General features: G+C 70.9%; 19 protein-coding genes. 5 read left to right on the forward strand and 14 right to left on the reverse strand.

Translation table 11 applies throughout. The annotated features are described in order from the left end of the window. Nucleotides 1-58 precede the first annotated feature (58 nt). From BM070_RS21350 to BM070_RS21375, 6 genes are all read right to left on the reverse strand, one after another. Complete coding sequence (locus BM070_RS21350; RefSeq protein ID WP_092941691.1) at nucleotides 59-1792, reverse strand: ABC transporter substrate-binding protein; 1734 nt, start codon at nucleotides 1790-1792, stop codon at nucleotides 59-61. Between the two features lie 100 nt (nucleotides 1793-1892). After that, nucleotides 1893-2201, reverse strand: coding sequence for a DUF2160 domain-containing protein (locus tag BM070_RS21355; RefSeq protein WP_092941693.1), 309 nt, complete (start codon nucleotides 2199-2201; stop codon nucleotides 1893-1895). Between the two features lie 167 nt (nucleotides 2202-2368). Beyond that, a complete protein-coding gene (locus BM070_RS21360) occupies nucleotides 2369-3181 on the reverse strand; it encodes a carbohydrate ABC transporter permease (RefSeq protein ID WP_092941695.1) in 813 nt (270 codons plus the stop codon). Nucleotides 3182-3259: 78 nt separating this feature from the next. Next, entirely contained in the window at nucleotides 3260-4150 is an 891-nt protein-coding gene (locus tag BM070_RS21365; protein WP_092941697.1) for a carbohydrate ABC transporter permease, read from the reverse strand. Between the two features lie 61 nt (nucleotides 4151-4211). Then, nucleotides 4212-5285, reverse strand: coding sequence for an ABC transporter ATP-binding protein (locus tag BM070_RS21370; RefSeq protein ID WP_092941699.1), 1074 nt, complete (start codon nucleotides 5283-5285; stop codon nucleotides 4212-4214). 5 nt (nucleotides 5286-5290) lie between these two features. Then, the gene (locus BM070_RS21375; protein ID WP_092941701.1) at nucleotides 5291-6367 is read right to left on the reverse strand and encodes an ABC transporter ATP-binding protein; all 1077 of its coding nucleotides are present in this window, start codon (nucleotides 6365-6367) and stop codon (nucleotides 5291-5293) included. A gap of 233 nt (nucleotides 6368-6600) precedes the next feature. Here BM070_RS21375 and BM070_RS21380 point away from each other — a divergent pair, with 233 nt between their 5' ends. The 3 genes from BM070_RS21380 (at nucleotide 6601) to proC (ending at nucleotide 9978) form a co-directional block, all read left to right on the forward strand. Next, on the forward strand, nucleotides 6601-7365 hold the full coding sequence (locus tag BM070_RS21380) for a DeoR/GlpR family DNA-binding transcription regulator (RefSeq protein WP_092941703.1): 765 nt from the start codon (nucleotides 6601-6603) through the stop codon (nucleotides 7363-7365). Between the two features lie 189 nt (nucleotides 7366-7554). Further along, nucleotides 7555-9048 carry a glycerol kinase GlpK gene (glpK, locus tag BM070_RS21385; RefSeq protein WP_092941705.1) on the forward strand — a complete coding sequence of 498 codons (1494 nt, stop codon included), beginning with the start codon at nucleotides 7555-7557 and terminating at the stop codon, nucleotides 9046-9048. 81 nt (nucleotides 9049-9129) lie between these two features. Beyond that, a complete protein-coding gene (proC, locus tag BM070_RS21390; protein ID WP_092941707.1) occupies nucleotides 9130-9978 on the forward strand; it encodes a pyrroline-5-carboxylate reductase in 849 nt (282 codons plus the stop codon). Between the two features lie 39 nt (nucleotides 9979-10017). On the opposite strand, the gene BM070_RS21395 is transcribed toward proC, so the two are convergent. Both BM070_RS21395 and BM070_RS21400 read right to left on the reverse strand, forming a co-directional pair. After that, a complete protein-coding gene (locus BM070_RS21395; RefSeq protein WP_092941749.1) occupies nucleotides 10018-10518 on the reverse strand; it encodes a CinA family protein in 501 nt (166 codons plus the stop codon). A gap of 35 nt (nucleotides 10519-10553) precedes the next feature. Next, a complete protein-coding gene (locus BM070_RS21400) occupies nucleotides 10554-11096 on the reverse strand; it encodes a phosphatidylglycerophosphatase A family protein (RefSeq protein WP_092941709.1) in 543 nt (180 codons plus the stop codon). Nucleotides 11097-11211: 115 nt separating this feature from the next. On the opposite strand from BM070_RS21400, the gene BM070_RS21405 reads away from it, so the two are divergent. Continuing rightward, entirely contained in the window at nucleotides 11212-13320 is a 2109-nt protein-coding gene (locus BM070_RS21405) for an esterase/lipase family protein (protein WP_245785326.1), read from the forward strand. Between the two features lie 12 nt (nucleotides 13321-13332). Here BM070_RS21405 and BM070_RS21410 read toward each other — a convergent pair whose 3' ends face one another. Genes BM070_RS21410 through thiL form a run of 4 tightly spaced genes read right to left on the reverse strand, consistent with a single transcriptional unit; the run spans nucleotide 13333 to nucleotide 17029 of the window. Continuing rightward, entirely contained in the window at nucleotides 13333-14136 is an 804-nt protein-coding gene (locus tag BM070_RS21410) for an ABC transporter permease (RefSeq protein WP_092941711.1), read from the reverse strand. A gap of 3 nt (nucleotides 14137-14139) precedes the next feature. Next, the gene (locus tag BM070_RS21415; RefSeq protein ID WP_092941713.1) at nucleotides 14140-15000 is read right to left on the reverse strand and encodes an ABC transporter permease; all 861 of its coding nucleotides are present in this window, start codon (nucleotides 14998-15000) and stop codon (nucleotides 14140-14142) included. Continuing rightward, entirely contained in the window at nucleotides 14997-15995 is a 999-nt protein-coding gene (locus BM070_RS21420; protein ID WP_092941715.1) for an ABC transporter ATP-binding protein, read from the reverse strand. The genes BM070_RS21415 and BM070_RS21420 overlap by 4 nt, the downstream gene beginning before the upstream one ends. Nucleotides 15996-16051: 56 nt before the next feature. Next, the gene (thiL, locus tag BM070_RS21425; protein ID WP_092941717.1) at nucleotides 16052-17029 is read right to left on the reverse strand and encodes a thiamine-phosphate kinase; all 978 of its coding nucleotides are present in this window, start codon (nucleotides 17027-17029) and stop codon (nucleotides 16052-16054) included. Nucleotides 17030-17234: 205 nt separating this feature from the next. On the opposite strand from thiL, the gene BM070_RS21430 reads away from it, so the two are divergent. After that, nucleotides 17235-19415, forward strand: coding sequence for a LamG-like jellyroll fold domain-containing protein (locus BM070_RS21430; protein WP_092941719.1), 2181 nt, complete (start codon nucleotides 17235-17237; stop codon nucleotides 19413-19415). On the opposite strand, the gene BM070_RS21435 is transcribed toward BM070_RS21430, so the two are convergent. Together BM070_RS21435 and BM070_RS21440 are read right to left on the reverse strand one after the other, a co-directional pair. Then, the gene (locus BM070_RS21435) at nucleotides 19396-19917 is read right to left on the reverse strand and encodes a hypothetical protein (protein WP_139222903.1); all 522 of its coding nucleotides are present in this window, start codon (nucleotides 19915-19917) and stop codon (nucleotides 19396-19398) included. The two genes, BM070_RS21430 and BM070_RS21435, sit on opposite strands and share 20 nt — an antisense overlap. A gap of 30 nt (nucleotides 19918-19947) precedes the next feature. Next, the gene (locus BM070_RS21440) at nucleotides 19948-21105 is read right to left on the reverse strand and encodes an EAL domain-containing protein (RefSeq protein WP_175518575.1); all 1158 of its coding nucleotides are present in this window, start codon (nucleotides 21103-21105) and stop codon (nucleotides 19948-19950) included. Between the last annotated feature and the right edge of the window lie 302 nt (nucleotides 21106-21407).

The following is a 21407-nucleotide window of genomic DNA, read 5'->3' on the forward strand; positions in this document are numbered from 1 at the left end:
GCCGGCCAGCGGCGGAGAAGGAGGCGGCAAGCGCCCCCGCTCCCCGCCCTTGCCCCGGTCAGCGGGTCTTGCCGTCCTTCCAGGCCTGCAGCAGCTTGTCGTAGGCGATGGTCTGGCCCTTGGGCTTTTCATTGGCCAGCTTGGCCCAGGGAGCCTGCTTGTCGCTCAGCCACTTGGCGGGATCGCTCTTGGGGTTGAGCTTGGGCGCGCAGTGGGCCATGCCGGCACGCTGCAGGCGGGCCATCACCTGGTCCATCTCGTCGGCCAGCGTGTCCATGGCGCCCTGCGGCGTCTTCTCGCCCGTCACGGCCTGGGCCACGTTCTTCCACCAGAGCTGGGCCAGCTTGGGGTAGTCGGGCACGTTGTTGCCGGTGGGCGTCCACGCGACGCGCGCCGGGCTGCGGTAGAACTCCACCAGGCCGCCGAGCTTCGGAGCCGCGTCGGTCATGGCCTTGGAGCGGATGTCGGATTCGCGGATCGGCGTCAGGCCCACCAGGGTCTTCTTCAGCGACGTGGTCTTGGCGGTCACGAACTGGGCGTAGAGCCAGGCGGCGGCCGTGCGGTTGGCGTCATGGTCCTTGAAGAAGGTCCAGCTGCCCACGTCCTGGTAGCCGTTCTGCATGCCTTCCTTCCAGTACGGGCCGTTGGGGCCGGGCGCCATGCGCCACTTGGGCGTGCCGTCGGCGTTGACCACGGGCAGGCCGGGCTTGACCATGTCGGCGGTGAAGGCGGTGTACCAGAAGATCTGCTGGGCGATCTGGCCTTGCGCGGGCACCGGGCCGGATTCGCCAAAGGTCATGCCCATGGCTTCCTTGGGCGCGTACTTCTTCATCCAGTCGATGTACTTGGTGAGCGCATAGACGGCCGCCGGCGAGTTGGTGGCGCCGCCGCGCGACACGCTGGCGCCCACGGGCGTGCACTTGTCGTCGGCCACGCGGATGCCCCATTCATCGACGGGCATGCCGTTGGGAATGCCCTTGTCGGCCGCGCCGGCCATGGAGAGCCAGGCATCGGTGAAGCGCCAGCCCAGGGACGGGTCCTTCTTGCCGTAGTCCATGTGGCCGTAGATGGGCTTGCCGTCGATCTGCTTGACGTCGTTGCTGAAGAATTCGGCGATGTCCTCGTAGGCGCTCCAGTTCTGCGGCACGCCCAGCTCGTAGCCGTACTTGGCCTTGAACTTGTCCTTGAGGTCCTTGCGGTCGAACAGGTCGGCGCGGAACCAGTAGAGGTTGGCGAACTGCTGGTCGGGCAGCTGGTACATCTGCCCGTCGGGCGCGGTGGTGAAGCTGGTGCCGATGAAGTCCTTGATGTCGATGCCGGGGTTGGTCCACTCCTTGCCCGCCTTGGCCATGTAGTCGGTCAGCGACATGATCTTGCCGTAGCGGTAGTGGGTGCCGATCAAGTCGGAGTCGCTGATCCAGCCGTCGTAGATCGACTTGCCGGACTGCATCGAGGTCTGCAGCTTCTCGACCACGTCGCCTTCCTGGATCAGGTCGTGCTTGACCTTGATGCCGGTGATCTCCTCGAACGCCTTGGCCAGCGTCTTGGACTCGTATTCGTGGGTGGTGAGGGTTTCGGAGACGACCGAGATGTCCTTCACGCCCTTGGCCTGCAGCTTCTTGGCGGCTTCGATGAACCACTTCATCTCGGCCATCTGCTGGTCCTTGCTGAGGGTCGAAGGCTGGAACTCGCTGTCGATCCACTTCTTGGCCTCGGCCTCGCCGGCCCAGGCGCCCTGCCCGATCATCAAGGCCGTGGCGGCGAACGCCAGGGCGGTCAAACGCATCTTCATGGTTGTCTCCTCGTTGGATGTATGGATGTCGTCCCCTGCTGCCATTGCGAATCGGCCGGCGGCCCCGGGGAACGGGGGGCCACCGGCCTGCGAAACAAAATCAGCCCCGGCGCATGACGAGCGCGAGCACGGCCATGGAGATGACGAAGCTGATCCAGACGGAAGGCTCCTGCTCCAGCTTGAACCACTCGGCGAACTTCGCGCCCAGGCCCACGAAGATCAGGTTGATGTAGGCCGCCGAGAGCAGGCCGATGAAGAGCCGGTCGCCGCGCGTGGTGGCGATGGGCAGGAAGCCCCGGCGCAAGGTGGTGGGGGACTTGGCCTCCCACACGGCCATGCCGGCGAGCATGAGCACGATGCAGATAAAAAACACGGCCACAGGCGTGGTCCAGGCCATCCAGTCAAACATGAGCGACTCCTAGCAGTGAGCGATGAACCGCACCGTCGCGACGGCACGATAGGCGCGCGGCCCTACACCAGGGACGCCGAGCAAGGGCCGCCCCGCAGCGAGGGCGTCGTCCCCCTCCCGCGAAGCGAGAGAGGGGTGAAGGCGCGCAGCGACTCAGGGGGTGCATTTCAAACTCTCCCCATCGCAAAGCCTTTTGCGATGTAGTGCCGCACGAACCAGATGACGATGGCGCCGGGCACGATGGTGAGCACGCCGGCGGCGGCCAGCGTCGCCCAGTCCATGCCCGAGGCGCTCACCGTGCGCGTCATGGTCGCCACGATGGGCTTGGCGTTCACGCTGGTGAGGGTGCGCGCCAGCAGCAGCTCCACCCAGCTGAACATGAAGCAGAAGAACGCGGCCACACCCACGCCGGCCTTGATGAGGGGCAGGAAGATGGTGAGGAAGAAACGCGGGAAGCTGTAGCCGTCGATGTAGGCGGTCTCGTCGATCTCGCGCGGGATGCCGCTCATGAAGCCCTCCAGGATCCACACGGCCAGCGGCACGTTGAAGAGCAGATGCGCCAGCGCCACGGCGATGTGCGTGTCCATCAGGCCCACGGTGGTGTAGAGCTGGAAGAAGGGCAGCAGGAAGACGGCCGGCGGCGTCATGCGGTTGGTCAGCAGCCAGAAGAAGACGTGCTTGTCGCCCATGAACTGGTAGCGGCTGAAGGCGTAGGCGGCCGGCAGCGCCACGGCCAGCGAGATCACCGTGTTCATGGCCACGTAGATCAGGCTGTTGATGTAGCCCGAATACCAGGACTCGTCGGTGAAGATGGTCCGGTAGTTGTCCCAGGTGAAGTGCTGGGGCCAGAAGGTGAAGGCCGACAGGATCTCGGCGTTGGTCTTGAAGCTCATGTTGACCATCCAGTAGATGGGCAGCAGGGCGAAGACCAGATAGGCCAGCAGGAAGATCGTGCGTTTGCGGAAGCGGCGCTCAGGCATGGCTGCTATTCCTTTCGTAGCTGAAGGCGAAGGCGCCGTGCGCGCTGCGGGCTCCAAAGGGCGTGATGTGCGGGCGCATCAATGCTCCACCTCGGGCTGCTGGGTGCCCACGCGCTGCATCCAGTTGTAGAGCACGAAGCACAGCAGCAGGATGATGAAGAAGTAGATGAGCGAGAAGGCGGCGGCCGGCCCCAGGTCGAACTGGCCCACGGCCTTAGTGGTGAGGTACTGCGAGAGGAAGGTGGTGGCGTTGCCCGGCCCGCCGCCGGTGAGCACGAAGGGCTCGGTGTAGATCATGAAGCTGTCCATGAAGCGCAGCAGCACGGCGATCATGAGCACGCCGCGCATCTTGGGCAGCTGGATGTAGCGGAAGACGGCGAACTTGCTGGCGCCGTCGATGCGCGCGGCTTGGTAGTAGGCGTCGGGAATGGAGCGCAGTCCGGCGAAGGCCAGCAGCGCCACCAGCGGCGTCCAGTGCCACACGTCCATCAGCAGCACGGTGAGCCAGGCCTGGGTCTCGCTGCCGGTGTAGCTGTAGTCGATGCCCAGCTCCTGCAGAGCCCGGCCCATGAGGCCGATGTCGGCGCGGCCGTAGATCTGCCAGATGGTGCCCACCACGTTCCAGGGGATGAGCAGCGAGAGGGCCACGGTGACCAGCACGGCCGAGGACTTCCAGCCCTGCGCGGGCATGGCGAGGGCCAGGCAGATGCCCAGCGGGATCTCCACCAGCAGCACGGAGAGGGAGAAGCCGATCTGGCGCAGCAGCGCGCCGTGCAGCTCCTCGTCGCGCATCACGGCGGCGAACCATTCGGTGCCGACGAACACGCGCCGCTCGGGCGAGATGATGTCCTGCACCGAGTAGTTGACCACCGTCATGAGCGGCAGGATGGCCGAGAAGGCCACGCAGACGATGACGGGCAGGATCAGGAACCAGGCCTTCTGGTTCACGGGCTTGGTGGTGGTGCTCATTCAATAACCTCCGTGCTGCGCACTGCGGTGCGAGCTTGCTTGGGGCGGCCCGGCGCGGCGCTCATGCCAACAGCTCCTCGTTGCGGTAGTAGCAGGTGTGCGGGCCCAGCACCTGCAGCCAGGCGGTCTGGCCCGGCGCGGGCAGGGCCGCCTCGGGGGCGAAGCGGGCCTTGAGGGTGTGCTCGCCCACCTGCGCGGTGAGCATCTGGTAGGTGCCGATGTCCTGCACCTGGGCCACGGTGGCGGCGAGCGCGCCGCGCTGGTGGGCGTCGGCGAGCGCCAGGTACTCGGGGCGGATGCCGACCTGTAGCGGGCCTTCGGGCAGGCCGGCGGGTGCGCCCTGCAGGGCGGTGCCGGCCACCTGGAGCTGGCCGCCCGCGGCCTGCGCGGGCAGGAAGTTCATGCCGGGCGAGCCGATGAAGTGGCCCACGAAGACGTGCGCGGGCCGCTCGAAGAGTTCGGCCGCCGTGCCCATCTGCACGGCGCGCCCGCGCGTCATCACCACCACCTGGTCGGCGAAGGTGAGCGCCTCCACCTGGTCGTGGGTGACGTAGATCAGCGTGAGCTTGAGCTCGTGGTGGATCTGCTTCAACTTGCGCCGCAGCTGCCACTTCAGGTGCGGGTCGATCACGGTGAGCGGCTCGTCGAAGAGCACGGCGGCCACGTCCTCGCGCACCAGGCCCCGGCCCAGCGAGATCTTCTGCTTCTGGTCGGCCGAGAGGCCGGCCGCGCGCATGTCCAGCTGGTGGCTCATCTCCAGCATCTCGGCGATCTGGCCCACGCGCTGGCGGATGCGCGCCTCGGGCACCTTGCGGTTCTTGAGCGGGAAGGCCAGGTTCTGGGCCACGGTCATGGTGTCGTAGATGACCGGGAACTGGAACACCTGGGCGATGTTGCGCTCCTGGGGGCCGGCGCGGGTGACGTCGCGCCCGTCGAACAGCACCCGGCCGTGCGAGGGCACGAGCAGGCCCGACATGATGTTGAGCATGGTGGTCTTGCCGCAGCCCGAGGGGCCCAGCAGCGCATAGGCGCCGCCGTCCTCGAACTCCATGCTGAGCGGCAGCAGGGCGTAGTCGCTGTCCTGCTGCGGGTGGGGGCGGTACGAATGCGCCAGGTCCAGGTGGATGCGTGCCATGTCGGTCAGTTCCCTGTGCGGCGCTCGGGGGCGCGGGCGAGCTGCCCGCCTTCGCCGAAGACATAGACCTGCTGCGGGTCCAGGTGCAGCGCCAGCGGCGCGCCGAGTTCGAAGTGGTGCACGCCGGTGAGCTGGGCCACCAGGCTGCCCACGGGGGTCGAGGCGTGCACGAAGGTGTCGGAGCCGGAGATCTCGGCCAGCTCCACCGTGCCATGCACGGCCAGGTCGCCCGGGCGGGCCTGCACGCGCAGGGCGCTGGCGCGCAGGCCGACGGTGAGCGCGCCTGCGGCCGACCCGGCGGGCAGGTGCACGGCCAGCAGCGGGCCGCCCTGCAGCTGCACGCCGCCGGGCGCGGCCTGCGCGGGCAGCAGGTTCATGGGCGGGTCGCTGAAGGCGCGGGCCACGTCCAGCGAGCAGGGGCGGTGGAAGACCTCGGCCGTGGGGCCGTACTGCAGCAGCCGGCCCTCATCCAGCACGGCGGTGTAGCCGCCCAGCAGCAGCGCCTCGGCCGGCTCGGTGGTGGCATAGACCACGGTGGACTGGCCGGCGGCGAAGAGCTGCGAGAGCTCTTCGCGCAGCTCCTCGCGCAGCTTGTAGTCGAGGTTGACCAGGGGCTCGTCCAGCAGCATGAGCGGCGCGCCCTTGGCCAGAGCCCGCGCCAGCGCCACGCGCTGCTGCTGGCCGCCGGAGAGCTCGGCCGGCAGGCGCTCGAGGAACATGTCGATGTGCAGGCGCTCGGCCAGCTCGCGCACCCGGGCGTCGATGCCCTTCTCCTTGCGCAGCTTCAGCGGCGAGGCGATGTTGGCCGCCACGGTCATCGAGGGGTAGTTGATGAACTGCTGATAGACCATGGCCACGTTGCGATCGCGCACGGGCATGCCGGTCACGTCGATGCCGTCCACCCGCACGCGCCCGGCCGTGGGCGTATCGAGCCCGGCCATGATGCGCATCAGGCTGGTCTTGCCGGCCTGCGTGGCGCCCAGCAGCACCGTGACCGCGCCGCTGTGCAGCGACAGGTCCATGTCGTGCAGCCAGGTCTGCGCCCCCACCTTCTTGCTGATGTTCTCCAGTGCCAGCTGCATGCAGCGACCCCTTTTGTATTCGTGTGATCGCCGCGCATTCGCCGAAGGCGTGCGCAGCCGGTCTTTGTTGTTCGATTCCGATCATTTTTGTTCTTTTCTGATCGCATCGAATCAAGGTTTACCCTGAATCAGTTCGTTTTCGTTCGCTTTAGAGTCGGGTCCACGGTCTTGCGCCGGGCCGGCCGGCTTTGCCTATCCTCTCGCCCTCCGACCTTTCCACTCCGCCCCATCCCGTGAACACCAATCCCCGCCAACTGCGCCTGCTCGAAGAAGTGCGTGCCCGCCAGTCCGCCACCGTCGAGCAGCTGGCCGACACCCTGGGCGTGACGCTGCAGACCGTGCGGCGCGACGTGCAGCGGCTGGCCGAGCTGGGCCTGGTGCGGCGCTTCCACGGCGGCGTGCGGGTGCCGATCTCCACCGTCGAGAACCTCGCCCACACCCAGCGCGAGACGCTGCACGCCGACGGCAAGGTCCGCATCGCGCGCGCCGTGGCCAGCCAGGTGCCCAACGACTGCTCGCTGATCCTCAACATCGGCACCACCACCGAGGCCATCGCCCGGGCGCTGCTGCAGCACCGGGGCCTGCGCGTCATCACCAACAACCTGAACGTGGCCGCCATCCTGAGCGGCAACCCCGAATTCGAGGTCATCGTGGCAGGCGGCGTGGTGCGCTCGCGCGACCGCGGCATCGTGGGCGAGGCGGCGGTGGACTTCATCCGCCAGTTCCGCGTGGACATCGCGCTCATCGGCATCTCCGGCATCGAACCGGACGGCACGCTGCGCGACTTCGACTACCGCGAGGTGAAGGTCGCGCAGACCATCATCGCCCAGGCCCGCGAGGTCTGGCTGGCCGCCGACCACAGCAAGTTCAGCCGCGCCGCCATGGTGCAGGCCGCCACGCTGGCGCAGATCGGGCGCCTCTTCACCGACGCGCCGCCGCCCGAGCCCTTCCCCGCCCTGCTGCGCGAAGCCGGCGTGGACTGCGTGGTCGCAGCGTGATGAAGAACATCCCCCTGAGGCGCTGCGCGCCTTCCCCCTTCTCTCGCAGGGCTGCGCCCTGCGGGAAGGGGGACACCGCCGGCGCGGCGGGGCGGCCCTTGCGCGGCGGTTGCCGGGCCAGGCCGCGCCTGCACCCAGCGCAACGCCCCATGCCCGGCGCATGACGCCCATCCCATACCGGATCTCACCATGACCTACCTGCTCGCACTCGACCAAGGCACCTCCAGCTCCCGCAGCATCGTCTTCGACGAGCACGGCCACATCGTGGCGCAGGCGCAGCAGGAGCTGCCGCAGATCTACCCCCAGCCCGGCTGGGTGGAACACAACCCGCTGGAGATCTGGCACACCCAGCTGGCCACGGCGCGCCAGGCGCTGGCCAGCGCGGGCATCCATGCCCGCGAGGTGCGCGCGCTCGGCATCACCAACCAGCGCGAGACCACGGTGCTCTGGAACCGCCGCACCGGCCAGCCCGTGCACCACGCCATCGTCTGGCAGGACCGCCGCGCCGAGCCCGCCTGCGCCCAGCTGCGGGCGGACGGCCATGAGGCCACGATCCATTCCAAGACCGGCCTGCGCGTGGATGCCTACTTCTCGGCCACCAAGCTGCAGTGGCTGCTGGACCACGTGCCCGGCGCACGCGAGCAGGCCGAGCGCGGCGAACTCGCCTTCGGCACGGTGGACAGCTGGCTCATCTGGCAGCTCACGCACGGCCAGGTGCATGTGACCGACGTGACCAACGCGGCGCGCACCATGCTCTTCAACATCCACACCAACCAGTGGGACGACGAGCTGCTGGCGCTGCTGCGCATTCCGCGCGCGCTGATGCCCGCCGTGCAGCCCTCGGCCAGCCACTTCTGCGACGTGGCGCCCGACCTGCTGGGCCACGCCATCCGCGTGGGCGGCGTGGCGGGCGACCAGCAGAGCGCGCTCTTCGGCCAGGCCTGCTTTTCCGCCGGCATGGCCAAGAACACCTACGGCACCGGCTGCTTCCTGCTGATGCACACGGGCGACCGCTTCCAGGCCTCGGCCAACGGGCTCATCACCACCGCTGCCGCCCAGCCCACCGAGCGGCCCGAATTCGCCATGGAAGGCAGCGTCTTCGTGGGCGGCGCCGTGGTGCAGTGGCTGCGCGACGGGCTGCACGCCATCTCGTCGAGCAGCGAGGTGCAGTCGCTCGCCGAAAGCGTGCCCGATTCGGGCGGCGTGATGATGGTGCCGGCCTTCACCGGCCTGGGCGCGCCTTACTGGAAGCCCGAGGCGCGCGGCACCATCACGGGCCTGACGCGCGGCACCACGCTGGCGCACATCGCCCGCGCCTCGCTGGAGAGCATCGCCTACCAGAGCGCCGCGCTGCTGCTGGCCATGAGCCGCGACGCCGTGGCCGCCGGCGGCGCCCCGGTGAGCGAGCTGCGCGTGGACGGCGGCGCCTGCGTGAACGACCTGCTGATGCAGTTCCAGGCCGACCTGCTGGGCATTCCGGTGGTGCGGCCCGCCGTGGTGGAGACCACCGCCCTGGGCGCGGCCTACCTCGCGGGCCTGTCGAGCGGCGTGTATGGCGGCACGGGCGACCTCTCGGCCCTGTGGCGCGCCGAGCGGCGCTTCATCCCCACGCTGGCCCCGGCGCGCGCGCAGGAGCTGATGGCGCAGTGGGAGCACGCAGTGCGGCAGGCCACGCTGGACTGATCCCTGCGCGGCCGGGCGCAGGCGCAGGCAGGCGCTACCATCCGGCGCAGCCTTTTTCCACTCGCCTGCAACGACCGCACCATGACCGACGCCTCCGCCCAAGCCCCCGCCTCCTCGCAACCCGCCATCGCCTTCATCGGCGGCGGCAACATGGCCAGCGCCATCATCGGCGGGCTGATCCACCAGGGCGTGCCGGCCAGCCGCATCGAGGTGGTGGAGCCCTGGGCCGAGGCCCGCGCCGCCCTGCTGCAGCAGCACGGCGTCACGGCGCAGGAGGCCGCCGGCCCCGCGCTGCAGCGCGCCGGCCTGGTGGTCTGGGCCGTCAAGCCGCAGACCTTCAAGGACGCCGCCGCCGCCGTGCGCCCGCACACCGCGCCCGGCGCCGTCCACCTGAGCGTGGCGGCCGGCATCCGCTCGGACAGCATCGCCGCCTGGCTGGGCAGCGAGCGCATCGTGCGCACCATGCCCAACACGCCCGCGCTGATCGGCCAGGGCATGACCGCCCTCTTCGCCCGCCCGGCGATCACCGCCGCCGACCGCGCGCTGGTCGATGAGACGCTCGCCAGCACCGGCGAGCTGCTGTGGGTGGAGCAGGAGGCGCAGCTCGACGCCGTCACCGCGCTCTCGGGCTCGGGCCCGGCCTATGTGTTCTTCTTCCTCGAAGCGATGACCCGGGCCGGCGTGGACATGGGCCTCTCGGCCGAGCAGGCGCACCGCCTGGCCGTGGGCACCTTCACCGGCGCTTCGGAACTGGCGCGCCGCTCCGACGAGACGCCCGCCGTGCTGCGCCAGCGCGTCACCTCCAAGGGCGGCACCACCTATGCGGCCATCACCGCCATGGAGCACAGCGGCATGGCCGAGAGCTTCGCGCGCGCCCTGCAGGCGGCGCGGGACCGCGCCAGGGAGCTGGGCGACGAATTCGGCCGCTGAGCCCAGCGCCAGCCGCCGCCAGCCGCGTCCGCGCCCGGCCTAGGCAGCCGCCAGCAGCAGCTCCGCCAGCCGGCGCCCCGCATGCGCCACCGTCTGCGCCCGCACCGCGGCGCGGTCGCCATCGAAGCGGCAGCGCTCGGCGAAGGTCTGCCCGCCCACGCGCCAGCCGAACCACACCGTGCCCACGGGCTTGTCGGCACTGCCGCCGCCGGGGCCGGCCACACCGGTGACGGCCAGCGCCACCTGGGCCGGCGAATGCGCCACGGCGCCTTCGGCCATGGCTCGGGCGACCGGCTCGCTCACCGCGCCATGGGCGGCGATGAGCTCGGGCGGCACGCCCAGCAGCTCGGATTTGGCGGCGTTGGAATAGGTGACGAAGCCGCGCTCGAACCAGGTGCTGGAACCCGCCAGGTCGGTGCAGGCCGCCGCGATCAGGCCGCCCGTGCAGCTCTCGGCCGTGGCCAGCATCCAGCCGCGCGCGGCCAGCAGACCGGCGATATGGGACCAATCGGCCGGCAGCGCAGGTGCAGAGAGCGCCATGCGCTCCTCATTCGATAGCATATCGCCGGACGCCATCACCAGAACCACCGCCAGATGGCGATGACCATCAGCGCGCAGAAGGCCGCCACCAGATCGTCGAACAGGATGCCGAAGCCGCCGCGCCAGCCGAAGCCCTTGAAGCAGCTGTCGGCCCAGCGCACCGGGCCGGGCTTGGCGGCGTCGAAATAGCGGAACAGCGCGAACGCCGCGAGCTGCCCCCAGAAGCCCATGGGCATGGCCAGCCAGAGCACGATCCAGATGGCGACGATCTCGTCCCAGACGATGCAGCCCGGGTCCGACACCCCCAGGTGCCGCGCCGCCACCGTGCAGGCCCACCAGCCCACCACCAGCGATACGGCGATCACCAGGCCGATGGCCGCCGGCTGCAGCCAGGCCTGCAGCGCCAGATAGGCCAGCCAGCCCCAGGCCGTGCCCACGGTGCCGGGCGCCACGCGCGCCAGGCCGCTGCCGCAGCCCAGGGCGATGAAGTGCGCGGGGTGCATGAACAGGAAGCGCCGCAGCGCCTGGGGCGAGGCGGCGGCGGACGAAGGGGCGGCGGGCGGGAGCGGTGGCGTCATGGAGCGTTCGATGGCCGGCAGGCCCCGGGCGCCGAAGGCGAGAGACCGGGGCAGGAACAGGGCGGTGGCTGCGGCGCGGCAATGCTAGCAGCGGCGGACGGCACAATCGCCGCCCATGCCCCCTGCCGCCACCCTCCTGCCGCTCCTGCGCCGCCCGGCGCCGCTCCACGGGCCGTGGCGCTGGCTGCTGCATTGGGGCGTGCTCGCCTGCCTGGCCGCCCTGCTGGCCGGCTGCGCGGGCGTGCAGGTGAACTCCATCTCCACGGCCGACTACCTGCGCCAGCGCCGCAGCGACGTGCTGACCACCGGCTCGCTCAGCCCCGCCGCCACCGAGGTGCTGCGCGTGCTGGGCCTGGACGAAAAGCAGTGCGAGCGCGACGCCCCGGCCTGCCGGCAGGCCTTGCGCGAATCCACCGGCCTGACCGAAGAGCAGCGGCTGGCCACGCTGTCGGAGGTCTGGCTGGCCGCCGCCCAGGCCGGCGCGCGCGCCCCGGCGGCCGATGCGCCCACGGTGGACGCACAGGTCGGCCTGTGGCTGGAGGCCGCCCGCTACGCCTATGCCTACCTGTTCTTCACCGCCCGTTCGCCCGGCGAGCGCGCCTTCGAGGACCGGCAGGCCCAGGTGCGCGACTACTACAACTTCTCGGCGCAGCAGGCGCTCTCGGCGCTCTTCAAGGCCCACGCCTCGGCCGACAACCCCGACCGCGCCCGCGAAGAGGCCGCGCAGGCCGCCACCGTGGGCCCCTGGCAGCTGGACTTCTCCTCGCTGCACAGCGCCGGGCTGGAGCCCGCCCGGGTGCGCGAGATCATCCCCGCCGCGTCGCTGCGCTTCTCGGGCCTGCGCAACGTCTATCGGCGCGACGGCTTCGGGGCCGAACTGGTGCTGGGGCTCAAGCCGCAGGCGCAGCCGCCCCAGTCCGAGCCGCAGCCCTTCAGGACCATGCCCTACCCGCCGGTCACCGCGCTGCTCATCTTCGAGGGCCACACCCTGCGCGAGGTGCTGGCCACGCACCGCATCCGCGTGCTGCTGCGCGACCCGTACCGCGCCACGTCCGAGCACATCGCCCGGCACACCGTGCCGCTGGCCGCCAACTTCAGCGCCGGCTACGGGCTCTGGCTGGCGCGCTCGGGCTTCGCCACGCAGGCGCTGGACACGCTGCTGGGCCTGAACGGCGGCCTGGACCGCCCGCGCATCCACCTGATGCAGCCCTACGACCCCGACCGGCGCATCGTCATCATGCTGCACGGCCTGGCCAGCAGCCCCGAGGCCTGGATCAACGTGGCCAACGAGGTGCTGGGCGACGAGGCGCTGCGCCGCAACTACCAGATCTGGCAGGTGTACTACCCCACCAACGCGCCGCTGGCCGTGAACCGCGACACCATCGCCACGGCCATCGAGACCACGCTGCACCACTTCGACCCGGCCGGCACGGCGCGCGCGTCGCAGCACGTCACGCTGATCGGGCACAGCATGGGCGGCGTGCTGGCGCGGCTGCTGGTGTCATCGACCGGCGACCGGCTCTGGCAGGCGCTGCAGGCCCGCTACGAGGTGCCCGACGAGACAACGCCCGACGACGCGCCGAACGAGTCCGCGGACGCCCCCGGCGCGGCCCACGGAGACCCAGCGGCCCACCCGGACGACACCCGCAAGACGCTGGACCGCTACCTGCGCTTCTCGCCGCTGCCGCAGGTGAGCGACGCCATCTTCATCGCCGCGCCCCACCGGGGCACGCCCTTCGCCAACCACCGGCTGGCGCGCTGGGCCGCCAACCTCATCACCCTGCCGCTCGGCATGGTGCGGCAGCTGGGCGACGCCACGCGCGTGATGGGCCGGCTGCGGCCGCGCGCCGTGTCGGAAGAGACGGGCGCGCTCGGCCCCATCGGCATTCCCAACAGCATCGACAACCTGAGCGACCGCGACGAATACATCCGCTGGACGGAGGACCTGCCCATCAGCCCCGGCGTGCGCTACCACTCCATCATCGGCGACGACACGCCGGACCTGCCGCTCGCGCAGTCCTCCGACGGCATCGTGCCCTACGCCAGCGCGCACCTGCCGGGCGCCGCGTCGGAGCTGGTGCTGCCCTCGTCCCACAGCGTGCAGGAGCATCCGCGCGCGATCCTGGAGATCCGCCGCATCCTGAACGAAGAGCTGCAGGAAGGCCCAGGCGCCGCGCCCACGGCGCCGTCAGCGCCCGCCGCGCCGGCCCCGCAGCCCCGCTGACGCCGGGCCTCTTCAGCTGCCCGTGGAAGCGTGCCGGCGCAGCCCCGCACGCCAGGCCACGAAGGTCAGCGCCAGGAAGGCGAAGCCCGCCAGCGGCGACAGCCAGCCGACCCAGGCCGGCGCGCCCAGCGGGTCGGCCCGCCCGAGGATGGCGAGCGCCGGGTAGTAGCTGACGGCCGCCAGCGGCACGGCGAAGGTCAGCAGCCGGCGGAACCAGCGCGCATAGATCGCCAGCGGGTACTGGCCCGCCTCCACGCCGCCGTAAGTGAAGACGTTGGCGATCTCCAGGCTCTCCACCGTCCAGAACGCCAGCGCGCCCTGCAGCACCAGGATGCCCAGGAACAGCGCCACGCCGCCGGCCAGCGCGAAGAGAGCCAGCGCGATCTGCGCGGGCGTCCAGGCGATGCCGGCCTGCGCGGTGGCGAAGGCGATCACCAGCGCCGCCTGCAGCAGCCGGCCCAGGCGGCTGAAGCGCACATCCAGCCCGATGAGCTGCAGCGCCAGCGGGCGCGGGCGCAGCAGCAGCCGGTCGAAGGCGCCGGTGCGCAGCAGCTCGGTGCCCAGCACGTCGAAGCCCCGGCCCAGGCCGTCGGCGATGCCGAACATGGCGTTCACCAGCCCGTAGAACAGCGCGACTTCGCCCAGGCTCCAGCCCTGCACGGCGCCGAAGCGGTCGAACAGCGCCCACACGGCGATCACCTCGATGCCGGTGACGAGGAACTGCCCCAGGGTCAGCAGCAGGGCCGAGCCCGGATAGCGCATCTGCCCCGAGAGCGACGCGCCGGCGAAACGCAGAAAGAGCGCGAAGGAGCCCATGATTCAGCCTCCCTGGATGTCGAGCCGCGCCAGCGTGCGCGCCAGCGTCAGGCGGCCCAGCGCCACCAGCGCGCCCACCCAGAAGGCCTGCAGCGCCAGGCCGGCCGCCGCGTCCCAGCCCGCCAGCCGGCCGAAATAGAGGCGCACCGGAATGTCCATCAGCCCGGCCAGCGGCTGCGCCAGCAGCACGGCCTGCCAGCCGTCGGGCATGAGCGCGAGCGGCAGCAGGTTGCCCGAGAGCACCACCACGACCGGCACGGCGAAGGCGTTGATGCCGCGCGCATCCAGCGCCGCCGTGGCGGCCACGTTGAGCAGCATCACCAGCGCGGTGGACAGCAGCAGCGCCAGCCCCAGCGAGACGGCGAAGAGCGCCCCCGCCAGCGGCCCGGCCGGCGGCTGCCAGCCCCAGCCGCCATGGCCGGCCAGCGGCAGCAGCAGGGCCGCGAAGCACAGCATCAGCCCCAGGCGCGGCAGCATGCGGGCGGCGATCCAGCCGGCCGTGCGCGCGAACCAGAAGCCGTAGGCATCCACCGGCCGCAGCCGGTCGTAGGCGACCGAGCCGGTGCGCACGGCCTGCGCCACCTCCGGGTCGCCCGCCCAGGGCAGCAGCGCCAGCAGGCCCTGCGCGATCCAGGTGTAGGTGATGGCCTGGGCCAGCGGCATGGCGGCCGCGCCGCCTGCGCTGCCCGAGGCGCCGGCATAGAACGCGGCCAGCACCATGACCTTGATGCCGCCCCACCAGCACTGCGTGGCGAAGCCCGCCAGCGCCGCCGTGCGGTACTGCAGCATCAGCAGGAAGCGCGAGCTGAACGCCGCCGCGTAGGGCCGCCAGCGGGCGGGCCGGGCGCTGTGGCCGGCGCTCATTCGTTGGCCCCGTGCAGGGCGTAGAAGCGGGTGATGACCTCTTCGATGGGCATCGCCTCCAGGCGGATGTCTTCCACCGCATGGGCCGCCGCCACCTGGGCGATGAGCGCGGGCGCGGGCATCACGGCCGGGTCGAAGGCCAGCACCAGGCGCTGGCCGTCGCGCTCCTGCACCGTCACGCCGGGCAGGGCCAGGCACTGCGGCACGGGGCCGGCGAAGTCCACCACCAGGCGGCGCTCGGCCAGCACCTGGGCGCGCAGCGCGTCGAGCGGCGCATCGGCCAGCACGCGGCCATGGCCGATGACGATGACGCGGCCGGCCAGCGCCTCGATGTCGTGCATGTCGTGCGTGGTCAGCAGCACGGTGGTGCCGCGCTCGCGGTTGGCGCGCAGCACGAAGTCGCGCACCGCGAGCTTGGAGGGCGCGTCCAGCCCGATGGTGGGCTCGTCCAAAAAGAGGATGGACGGCTCGTGCAGCAGCGCCGCCGCGATCTCCGCGCGCATGCGCTGGCCCAGCGACAGCTGGCGCACGGGCTGGGCCAGCACGCCTTCGAGCCGCAGCAGCGCCACCAGCTCGTCGCGCGTGGCCTTGAAGCGCACGGGATCGACACGGTAGATGTCGCGCAGCAGCGCGAAGCCGTCTTCGACGGGCAGGTCCCACCAGAGCTGGCTGCGCTGGCCGAAGACCACGCCGATGCCGGCCACGTGCCGCTCGCGGTCGGCGAACGGGTCGCGCCCATCGACGCGCACGCTGCCGCCGTCGGGCCGCAGGATGCCCGCGAGGATCTTGATGGTGGTGGACTTGCCCGCGCCGTTGGGGCCGACGAAGCCCAGCAGTTCGCCGCGCTCCAGCGCGAAGGACACGCCCGAGAGCGCCTCCACCGTGCGGTGCCGGCGCTGCACCAGGCCGCGCACGGCGCCCCAGAGGCCGGGCGCGCGCTCGGCCACGCGGTAGGTCTTGACGAGGTCCTGGACGACGATGTGTGGCTGCGGCATGGGGGCGCGATGCTATCCGAAGCCGCCGCGGCCGTGCCGGATTCCCGGCCAGGCCTTCAGGCGAAGTGGTCGAACGAGGCCCAGCGCTGCGCGGGCAGCTCGCGGCCCGCGCCGTCCAGCAGCCGCAGGCCGCTGCCGGCCTCGATGCGGCCGATGCGCGTGACCGGCGTGCCGCACTGCCGGCCCGCGGCCTCCACGGCGCTGCGCTGCGCGGGCGGCGCGGTGAAGGCCAGCTCGTAGTCGTCGCCGCCGGCCAGCACGCACTGGCGCAGCAGTTCCGCATCGAATCCGGCCTCCGCGCTTTCTCCGCCTTGGCTAGCAGCTATCAATTGCATAGCAATCGGCCAATCGATGCAGGCGCCCACGCCCGAGGCGGCGAGGATGTGGCCCAGGTCGCCCAGCAGGCCGTCGCTCAGGTCGATGGCGCTGGTCGCCACGCCGCGCAGCGCCAGCCCCAGCGCCACGCGCGGCGTGGGCCGCTCCAGCCGCTCGCGCGTGGCGGCGAGCACGTCGGGCGCGAGGGCGATGCGGCCCTGCAGCGCCTCCAGCGCCAGCCGCGCATCGCCCAGCGTGCCGCTCACCCAGAGGTCGTCGCCCGCCTGCGCGCCGCTGCGCAGCAGGGCCTGGCCGGCCGGCACTTCGCCGAACACGGTGATGCAGATGTTGAGCGGCCCGCCCGTGGTGTCGCCGCCCACCAGCTCGCAGCCGTGCGCGTCGGCCAGCGTCAGCAGGCCGGCGGCGAAGGGCTGCAGCCAGGCGGCCTCGGCCCGCGGCAGCGCAAGCGCCAGCGTGAAGGCCAGCGGCCGGGCGCCACAGGCGGCCAGGTCGCTCAGGTTCACGGCCAGCGCCTTGTGGCCCAGGGCCGCCGGGTCCACGTCGGCGAAGAAGTGGCGGCCCTCCACCAGCATGTCGCTGGAGACGGCCAGCTGCATGCCGGGCGCGGGCGCCAGCAGCGCGCAGTCGTCGCCCACGCCCAGCGCGGCGCGGTGCACGGGCCGCTGGAAGAAGCGGCGGATCAGATCGAATTCACCCATGGGCCGAGGATAAGGGCTGGCGCCCAGCCATATTTGCGTGAAAGGCGTATGGGGCTGTGGCGGTGCATCCACACGGCGGCGGGCAGCGGCCGGCTTCACGGTTGCGTCACCGCAGCGGCTTAGCTTATGCGGCGCACGACACGACCAGCCAGGGCGGGTCGGCACCTCTGGCGCGCTCCGACCGCGCCGATCCCAACGCAAAACCATGACTACAGATTCCTTCCAGCGCAAGCCCGCTGCCGCACCCGTTCCCGCGCCATCCATCGACGCCGCCGCCGTCCAAGACCTCGGCGCCGCACCCTCAACCCACCTGTCGTCCAGCCGGCGGGGCCTGCTGCGCGGCGGCCTGGCCGCGCTGCTGCCCACCGGCTCGGCAGCGCTGCTCACGGCCTGCGGCGGCGGCAGCGACGACCCGGCACCGGCACCCGCCCCGGCGCCCTCGCCCGCACCGGCGCCCGCGCCTGCGGCGGATGCGTCGCTGGGCTCGCGCTTCGCGCTGGCCGTGCTGCCCGACACGCAGTTCTACGCCCGCTACGCCACGCAGGCCGAGAGCGCGCAGTTCAGCCGCAAGTTCGGCAGCGAGCCCTTCATGGCCCAGACCTTCTGGGCCGCCGCCAATGCGCGCGACCTGAACATCCCGTTCCTGATCCATCTGGGCGACGTGGTGGACCAGGTCAGCAAGCCCGACCAGTGGAAGGTGGCCGACCAGGCCATGCGCGTGCTGGAAACCGCCAAGCTCCCCTACTCCGTGCTGGCCGGCAACCACGACGTGCTGGACGACCGCGACTATGTCGATGCCAGCTCGCAAGCCACCGCCACCGACGCGCAGCGCACGCTGGCCAACGAGCCCTACCTGCAGTGGTTCGGCACCAGCCGCGCGCAGCGCCAGTCCACCTTCGGCGGCCGCGACACCACGGGCTTCCATGAGTACCACGTGTTCACCGTGGAAGGCCAGAAGTTCATGGTGCTGTCGCTGTCGTGGCGCATCTCGGACAACGGCATCGCCTGGGCGCGCCAGGTCATCAAGAACAACCCCACGCTGCCGGTGATCCTGGTCAACCACCAGCTGCTGAACATCGCCCCCGACGCGGTGAGCCCGCTGGAGACGCCCTACGGCCAGATGCTGTGGGAGAAGCTGATCCGCGACAACGACCAGATCTTCATGACGCTCAACGGCCACCACCACGGCGCCGCGCGGCTGACCAAGATCAACGACTTCGGCAACCCGGTCGAGGAAATGGTGGTGGACTACCAGATGGCCTACCAGGGCGGCAACGGCCAGATGCGCCTGTACGAGTTCGACCTGACGCACAACACCATCGACGTGCTCTCGTTCTCGCCCTGGGTGGTGCAAAAGCCGCGCGAGACGCTCACGCAGTTCGACCAGGCCGTGCTCTCCAGCGCCAACGAGAGCTTCCGCATCTCGATCGACTTCGCGCGCCGCTTCGCCCGCTTCAACCCCACCTTCAAGGCCGGCACGGCCAACCGCAAGCCCATCGTGGACCAGGCCCGCGCCGCGCTGCTGAACGGCTACACCGACCCGGCCGCGCCCGTGCAGAAGGAGCCCACCGGCACCAACGACTACGCGAAGGCGGCCAGCACCGTGGCGCACTGGCGCTTCTTCGGCGGCACGCCCGGCCAGCCGGTGCCCGTGGGCTACGTGGTGGCCGACGAGACCGGCGCCAACCCCATCCGCCGCGAGGCGCTCAACATCAACGGCGTGCAGGGCGCCGAGCTGGGCGACCTGGTGTGGGCGTCGGACCGCCACCATCTCTCGGCCGCGCCCGGCTCGGTGCGCTTCCTGAACACCAACAAGAACACGCCGCGCATGAGCTATTTCGTCACCGAGACGACGGCCGCGCTCAACCAGCAGACCTTCACCAGCGGCTTCACGGTGGAAGCCTTCGTGAAGATCGACCGCGACTGGAGCCGCGCCCTGCACGCCTGGATGAACATCCTCACGCGCGCCGGCAACCGCGGCACCGTCGCCGGCTTCTCGGGCGACGACCCGGAGGCCACGCCGGTGCTGTTCGCCATCTCCAGCCTCAAGGAAGTGCAGTGGGAGATCGTCCCCGCGCATGCCGGCACGCGCTCGCCGCAGGCCAGCTGGTCGGGCGAGATCCTGGTGGACCGCTGGGTCCACATCGCCATCGTCGGCAACCCCGCCAAGAGCGAGACGGTGATGTACGTGGAAGGCGCCCCGGTGCTGCGCAACAGCGGCGACGCCTCGGGCATCGCCACTGCCGGCGCGGCCATGCAGTGGATGGTGGGCGGCGGTTCGTGGGACGGTCAGCGCGCCGACGGCTTCTTCGGCCAGATCGGCGAGATCCGCCTGGCCTCCGCGCCGCTGCCGTCCACGCAGTGGCTCACGGCGCGCGCGAGCTGACGGCCAGCGCCGGCCTGACCGGGCCCGCGGCAGGGGCCGCCACGGGCGCGGCGGCCCGGGCCTCCGTGCGGCGGGCCAGCTGGCGCTGGCGCACGGAGGCCCCGTGCGCCAGCCCGCCGCGCCGCAGCTGGTGCAGCTGCGCCTCGGACCAGGCCGAGCCGCTGGCGGGCCTGAACGACACGGGCAGGCACTTGTCCTCCAGCCCATAGAAGCCCACGGCCACGCCGGCCTGGTAGGCGCTCACGGCCTGCCGGTCGCCGGCATCGCGCCGGCGCCGCAGCGCGAAGATGACGCGGCCGCCACGCCGCACCAGCGTCTGCGCCTGGACGAGAGGCTCCATGTCGCACTCGCCGGGCTGCCGGTGGCCACCCAGCATGTACAGGCACAGGCGCACCGTGACGCCATCGGGCAGCCGGCCCAGCAGGCCCAGCCAGGGCGGCAGATCGCGGTCGAGAAGGAACGACGAGAGGGACAGCATCATGGTCACGGTCGAGCGGGACAAGAGGAAGCCTGATGTGCGTGCCGGCGGCCCTCAGACGGCCAGCGGCTGAAGGCCGGCATGCCGCGCCGGGCGTGCGGCGCCCTCCGGCGGCGTGGACGCGGGGACGGCGGCGGTCGCGTCCCAGACGACGATGGCCAGCGCCGGCTTCAGCCAGGCGGGCTTCAGCTCCGGGACCTGGATCAGGAAGCCCTGCAGGCCGCGCGCTCCCGACTGCTGCACGGCGGCGAACTCGGCAGCCGTCTCGATGCCTTCCACCACCACGCAGGGGCAGAGCACCGAGCAGGCCGCGACCAGGTTACGCAGCATGTCCGCCGGCGCGGGCGAATGCAGCGCATGGATGAGCAGGTTGCGGTCCATCTTCACCACGTCGGCCAGGGAACGCGCCAGGAATTCGAGCGTGCTGTGGCCTGCGCCCATGTCGTCGATGGCGATGCGCGCGCCGCAGGCCCGCAGCTGCGCCAGCAGATCGAAGGCCTCGGCCGACGTCGGCACGGCGCTGGTTTCGGTGATCTCCAGCACCAGCCGCCCGGCCACCTGCGGGTGTTCGGCCAGATAGGCCAGCAGCAGCCGCCACCAGGCTGCATCCCCCACGGAGGAGGCCGACACGTTGCAGCCCAGGCGCTGGTCGGGGTGCTCCTGCAGCAGCCGCACGCAGGTCCAGACGACGCACTGGTCCAGCCGGGCGGCGCCGCCGGTGCGCTCCAGCGCCATGATGGCCTGGGGCAGGTTGAAGGCGCCGCGCGTGCCCGGGGCGGCGTGGCGCAGCAGGGCCTCGTGGTAGAGCACGGAGCCATCCGTGCGCAGGATGGGCTGGAACGCCAGGGCCAGCGTGCCCTCTTCCAGCGCGTCCAGCAGCATGCCGGCCTGCAGCAGGTCGGAGCGCAGGTTGGCCACGACCCGGCCGTCACCATGGCCCGAGGCGCTGCCGAGCACGGCCACCGCCTCCTGAACCTCGGTGGATGCGCGGCCGTCAGGCAGGTAGAACACGTCGAGGCCGGCGCGCAGATAGACGCGTTCCGCCTCGAACGGGATGGGGTGGTCCTCGAGCACAGAGCGAACCCGTTCGAGCAACTGATCCAGCGCGGCGGGCGACTCGTATGTCTCGGCCTGCAGGTCGATCAGGAACACGGCCCGCTCGCCGGAAAGGCAATGCGCGGTGAAGCCGCAGGCGCGCAGGCGCTCGACCATCGCATCGTGTATTTGGGCTTGCAGTGCCGTCCCGTATGCCAGCATCAGCATGTCCATATTGGCGACGTGAACGATCACCGATCCTGGCCTACGCGACGTACTGCCTCCCCCCGCAAGGATGGGGACAGAAGCTGAAGGAAAAGACGCCTGCGACATGGGGTGCGAACAAAGAGGTTTATTCAATGCGACTGCTTGTCATATACGGCCCAACAGTAATCGATTTTTACCAGATCGGTAAATAGTATTGTGAAATGTACACATAGCAAGCCATAGGGTCAGTTCTATGGCAAAAAAAGTGTTCA

The organism is Paracidovorax wautersii (genome assembly GCF_900113035.1).
Classification (GTDB): Bacteria; Pseudomonadota; Gammaproteobacteria; order Burkholderiales; family Burkholderiaceae_C; genus Paracidovorax; species Paracidovorax wautersii.